This is a genomic window from Streptomyces sp. CO7 (assembly GCF_053474865.1).
On sequence record NZ_JBRIOU010000001.1, the window covers coordinates 317,167 to 322,475 of the forward strand.

A 5,309-nucleotide genomic window follows, 5' to 3' on the forward strand; every position below is an offset into this window, starting at 1 on the left:
GCCTGGGCGCACGGGGCGCACGGGGGCGAGGAGGCGGCGAAGGGGGAGGGCCGCCGGGAACGCAAAGGGCCCGCGGCCCCCCGAGGGGGCCGCGGGCCCGATGTCACGTCAGGATGTTCGGTCGAGACGTTCAGCCGGCAGCCAGTCGGACCATGTCCGCCTGCGGCCCCTTCTGGCCCTGCGAGATCTCGAACTCGACCCGCTGGCCTTCCTCGAGGGTGCGGTAGCCGTCCATCTGGATCGCGCTGTAGTGCACGAAGACGTCCGCACCACCGTCGACCGCGATGAAGCCGTACCCCTTCTCCGCGTTGAACCACTTGACGGTGCCCTGAGCCATGCCTAACTCCCCTATTACTGGCCCTTGCACAGATCCACACTTCGCGGATCCGGGTCAGACCTCACCCGCCGCCGTGAGCGACGGGCGTGCGCCGGAACGCGTCGACCGCGGCCGAATGTATCTGTCCAACTGCCCTCTGCAACAGGTCATTCCGACGACAATTCTGGAGGCGGGCAGCCAGGAATATGCTGAGATTTCGCCGGAATTCAGGGCAAGTCGGGGCGGACAGAAGGAGCGAACCACGCAAACGACCCGCGCAGTTTGGCTGCTTCTTGTCGTGCGGGAGGCAGGAACCCGTCGGCGCCCGGCCCGAGTTCGGCGCGGGGTACCCCAACTGTACCGCGCCCAATCATGCAGAATCGCCCCTTCCGCTTGTCGGTGAAATGTGACGTCGGCATGGAGCCGGTATGAACCGGAGAGGGCGGTGCGGGAAAACGGCGGTGCCGCCTTTCCGGTAGCGGAAAGGCGGCACACGGGGGTGGTGCCGGAAACGCGGCACCGGAAAGGCGGGCGGGGAAAAGCGTGCCTGTCAGGCGCCGCCGGCCACCGCGGGAATGATCGAGACGTTGCCGCCCTCGGGCGTCGCGGTCTCCAGACCCTGCTCGAACCGCACGTCGTCGTCGTTCACGTAGACGTTGACGAAGCGCCGCAGCTTGCCCTGGTCGTCGAGCACGCGCGCGGCGATGCCCGTGTGGTTCTTCTCCAGGTCGGCGATGACCTCGCCCAGGGTGGCGCCCTCGGCGTCCACCTCGGCCTGTCCGCCGGTGTAGGTGCGGAGGATGGTGGGGATGCGGACGGTGACGCTCATGCGGGGTGACCTCCGATGACGGTGAGCGGGTGACGGGACGGACGGACAGCGCGGCCCGGGGTGGCGACGGCGGCGGCCGTCAGACGAGGCCGGCCTCGCGGAAGGACTCCAGGCTCGGCCGGATGGTCGCGGTGAGGCCCTGGTCGGCCACCGCGTCCAGCGTCTTGAGGCCGTCGCCGGTGTTGAGGACGACCGTGGTGAGCGTGGGGTCCAGCAGACCGTTCTCGATCAGCTTGCGGGTGACGCCGACCGTCACGCCGCCCGCCGTCTCGGCGAAGATGCCCTCGGTGCGGGCCAGCAGCCGGATGCCCGCCACGACCTCCTCGTCCGTGACGTCCTCCACCGCGCCGCCGGTGCGGCGGGCGATGTCCAGGACGTACGGGCCGTCGGCCGGGTTGCCGATGGCCAGCGACTTGGCGATGGTGTCCGGCTTCTGCGGGCGGACCACGTCGTGACCGGCCTTGTAGGCGACGGAGACCGGCGAGCAGCCGTTCGCCTGGGCGCCGAAGAGCCGGTACGGCTTGTCCTCGACCAGACCGAGCGCGATGAGCTCCTTGAGGCCCTTGTCGATCTTGGTGAACTGCGAGCCGGAGGCGATCGGGATCACCAGCTGGTCCGGCAGCCGCCAGCCGAGCTGCTCGCAGATCTCGTACGCCAGCGTCTTGGAGCCCTCGCCGTAGTACGGGCGCAGGTTGACGTTGACGAAGCCCCAGCCCTCGCCGGCCGGGTCGCCGATCAGCTCGGAGCAGAAACGGTTCACGTCGTCGTAGTTGCCGTCGATGCCGACCAGCTCGCCGCCGTAGACCGCGGCCATGACGACCTTGCCCTGCTCCAGGTCGTGCGGGATGAACACGCACGAGCGGAAGCCGGCCCGGGCGGCGGCCGCGCCGACGGCGCCGGCCAGGTTGCCGGTGGAGGAGCAGGAGAGGGTGGTGAAGCCGAAGGCGCGGGCGGCCTCGAGGGCCTGGGCGACCACGCGGTCCTTGAAGGAGTGCGTCGGGTTGCCGGAGTCGTCCTTGACGTACAGGCCGCCGGTGACGCCGAGCTCGCGGGCCAGGTTGTCGGCCTTGACCAGCTTGGTCCAGCCGGGGTTCAGGTTCGGCTTGTCGGCGACGTCGGCCGGGACGGGCAGCAGCGGGGCATAGCGCCAGATGTTGGCGGGGCCGGCCTCGATGCGGCGGCGCAGTTCCTCGGCGTCGTAGGAGGAGAAGTCGTAGGCGATCTCGAGGGGCCCGAAACACTCTTCGCAGGCGAAGACGGGGCCGAGCGGGACGCGGTGGCCGCATTCGCGACAGGAGAGCGCGGTGGCCGGACCGAGATCGACGGCAGAGGCGGCGGAGGTCGTCGTGGACGCGGAATCGGTCGTGACAGTCTGTACAGCCATGAGAGGCGAGGCCCTTTCTCCTCATCTTCCTCAGCGGCGTCTTCGCCGTGAGACGGATTTGGCACCTTCCCTAGCCGGGGCCTCGCGTGAGCGGGCGCGGCTGGAGGGTTGCCGGGGCTTCATCGGGCCGTATCCCTCTGCCCCTCTGGATGAGCGTTCTTCTGTTGTTGTGCAGTTGTTTCGCGTCGCGCGTTTTGAGCCACTCCCGCAAGGGGGACTCGCATCTACCAGTCGAGTGACGCCGACCCCGACATGCGGTGGTCACTGGTGATGTTCAAGACTGTAACCGAAGGCCAGGACAGTTGAGAGGATCGTCCGGAACGCGAGACGGGCCGCCCGCCGCGAGGCAGGCGGGGACAGTGAAGGAGCCGGTGACTGTGCTGGAAGAAGTCGAAAGCTGGCTGGGCACACGCTCCTGGCATGTGACCGACCGCCCGCTGCACCAGATACTCGCCGCCAAGCGCCAGAGCGGCTCGACCGTCTCCGTCGTCCTGCCGGCGCTCAACGAGGAGGCGACCGTCGGTGACATCGTCTCCACTATCCGCAGGGACCTGGTGGAACAGGTCCCGCTCGTCGACGAGCTGGTGGTCGTCGACTCCGCCTCCACCGACCGCACCTCCGAGGTGGCCGCCGCGGCGGGCGCCAAGGTGGTCCACCGCGACAGCATCCTGCCCCGGGTCCCCGCCGTCCGCGGCAAGGGCGAGGTGCTGTGGCGTTCGCTGCTGGCCACCAGCGGCGACATCGTCTGCTTCGTCGACGCCGACCTGCGCGACTTCTCCTCCGACTTCGTGACCGGCACGGTGGGGCCGCTGCTCACCGATCCGGGCATCTCGCTGGTCAAAGCCATGTACGACCGTCCGCTGGGCGCCGAGCCCGGCCAGGGCGGCCGGGTCACCGAGCTGATGGCCCGCCCGCTCATCAACCTGCACTGGCCCCAGCTGGCCGGATTCGTGCAGCCGCTGGGCGGCGAGTACGCGGCCCGCCGGTCGCTGCTCGAGCGGCTGCCGTTCCCCGTGGGCTACGGCATCGAACTGGCCATGCTGATCGACTCCCTGCACACGGTGGGCCTGGACGCCCTCGCCCAGGTCGACGTGGGCGTCCGCAAGCACCGCAACCAGGACAGCCAGGCCCTGGGCCGGATGGCCGCCACCATCTACCGCACCGCCCAGCTGCGGCTGGCGCGAGGGCAGATGGTCCGGCCGCTGATCACCCAGTTCGACCGGACCGAGAGGGGCTTCACGCCGCGGACCCACGCGGTGGACACCCTGGAGCGGCCGCCGATGGCGGAGATCGTCGAGTACCGCTCACGCGAAGTGGCCTGATCCCACCCGTTCGGCGCAGCGTCCCGTCCTCGCGCGGGGCGCTGCCGTCGTCACGGGGTGATCGACGCACGTTTGGATTTTTCTCCTCCGGGCTAGGTGACGCGTATGGGTTCCGCCGAAAGATCTGCACAGGTATTGGTCGCGTCCAACCGCGGCCCGGTCTCCTACTCGGTCGCCGGGGACGGCTCGCTGGTCTCCCGGCGGGGCGGTGGCGGGATGGTCTCCGGACTCTCCGCGATCGGCCCGGACGCCGGCGCCCTGTGGGTCTGCTCGGCGCTGGGCGAAGGGGACCGCGAGGCCGTCCGGCGCGGGGTGGGCGAACCGGGCGTGAAGATGCTCGACATCTCCGCCGAGACCCATCACGCGGCGTACAACGGCATCGCCAACTCGGTGCTCTGGTTCGTGCACCACATGCTCTACCAGACCCCCATCGAACCGGTGTTCGACACCGAGTTCCGGGTCCAGTGGGCCGCCTACCAGGAGTACAACCGGGCGTTCGCCGAGGCGCTGGCCGAGGAGGCCGCCGAGGGCGCGGCGGTGCTGATCCAGGACTACCACCTGACGCTGGCCCCCGGCATGCTCCGCGAGCTCCGCCCCGACCTGCGCATCGGGCACTTCTCGCACACTCCCTGGGCCCCGCCGGAGTACTTCCGGCTGCTGCCCGACGACGTCGCGGAGTCGGTGCTGCGCGGCATGCTGGGCGCCGACCGCCTGGGCTTCCTCACCCAGCGCTGGGCCGACGCCTTCACCGCCTGCTGCGACACCGTCGTCGGCGGCCTCGGCGACACCCGGATCGGCGTGCACGGCCTCGGCGCCGACGCCGACTTCCTGCGCGAGCGGGCCCATCAGGCCGACGTCGACCAGCGCGTGGCGGAGCTGCGCACCGAGATCGGCCAGGACACCGACGGGAACCCGCGGAAGACGATCGTGCGGGTGGACCGCACCGAGCTCTCCAAGAACATCGTCCGCGGCCTGCACGCCTTCCGGCAGCTGCTCGACGACCACCCCGAGTGGTGCGACCGGGTCGTGCACGTGGCCTTCGCCTACCCCTCGCGGCAGGACCTCGCCGTCTACCGGGACTACACCGCGGAGGTGGCGCGGGTCGCCGAGGAGATCAACGCGGAGTACGGCACGCCGTACTGGACGCCGGTGGTGCTCAACCTCAAGGACGACTTCGCCCGCTCGCTGGCCGCGTACCGGCTGGCCGACGTGGCGCTGGTCAACCCCATCCGCGACGGCATGAACCTGGTCGCCAAGGAGGTGCCGGTGCTCGCCGAGAACGGCTGCGCGCTGGTGCTCTCCCGCGAGGCCGGGGCGCACGAGGAGATGGGCGACGACGCGATCACCGTCCACCCCTACGACGTGAACGCCACGGCGCGGGCGCTGCACGAGGGCCTCACCATGCCCCCGGGCGAGCGCGCCGACCGCACCAAGCGGCTGGTCGCGGCGGCCACCGCC

The 5,309-nt window shown here is 70.3% G+C and carries 5 protein-coding genes and 1 riboswitch; of the genes, 2 read left to right on the forward strand and 3 right to left on the reverse strand.

Annotated elements, in window-relative coordinates; translation table 11 throughout:
- Window positions 1–130: 130 nt before the first annotated feature.
- The 3 genes from ACOV8S_RS01465 to thrC form a co-directional block, all read right to left on the reverse strand.
- Window positions 131–337: a cold-shock protein gene (locus ACOV8S_RS01465; RefSeq protein WP_005486335.1), complete on the reverse strand. Its 207-nt coding sequence runs from the start codon at window positions 335–337 to the stop codon at window positions 131–133.
- Window positions 338–866: 529 nt separating this feature from the next.
- The gene (locus ACOV8S_RS01470) at window positions 867–1,145 is read right to left on the reverse strand and encodes a MoaD/ThiS family protein (protein WP_448315509.1); all 279 of its coding nucleotides are present in this window, start codon (window positions 1,143–1,145) and stop codon (window positions 867–869) included.
- Window positions 1,146–1,224: 79 nt separating this feature from the next.
- Window positions 1,225–2,529 (reverse strand): threonine synthase, encoded by a 1,305-nt coding sequence (thrC, locus tag ACOV8S_RS01475; protein ID WP_448315511.1) that lies wholly within the window; start codon window positions 2,527–2,529, stop codon window positions 1,225–1,227.
- A gap of 18 nt (window positions 2,530–2,547) precedes the next feature.
- Window positions 2,548–2,685, reverse strand: a riboswitch (SAM riboswitch).
- Window positions 2,686–2,906: 221 nt separating this feature from the next.
- Here thrC and ACOV8S_RS01480 point away from each other — a divergent pair.
- Together ACOV8S_RS01480 and ACOV8S_RS01485 are read left to right on the forward strand one after the other, a co-directional pair.
- Window positions 2,907–3,851: a glucosyl-3-phosphoglycerate synthase gene (locus tag ACOV8S_RS01480; protein ID WP_448315513.1), complete on the forward strand. Its 945-nt coding sequence runs from the start codon at window positions 2,907–2,909 to the stop codon at window positions 3,849–3,851.
- 105 nt (window positions 3,852–3,956) lie between these two features.
- Window positions 3,957–5,309 (forward strand): alpha,alpha-trehalose-phosphate synthase (UDP-forming) (locus tag ACOV8S_RS01485; RefSeq protein ID WP_448315515.1); only part of this gene is annotated, 1,353 nt, incomplete at its 3' end.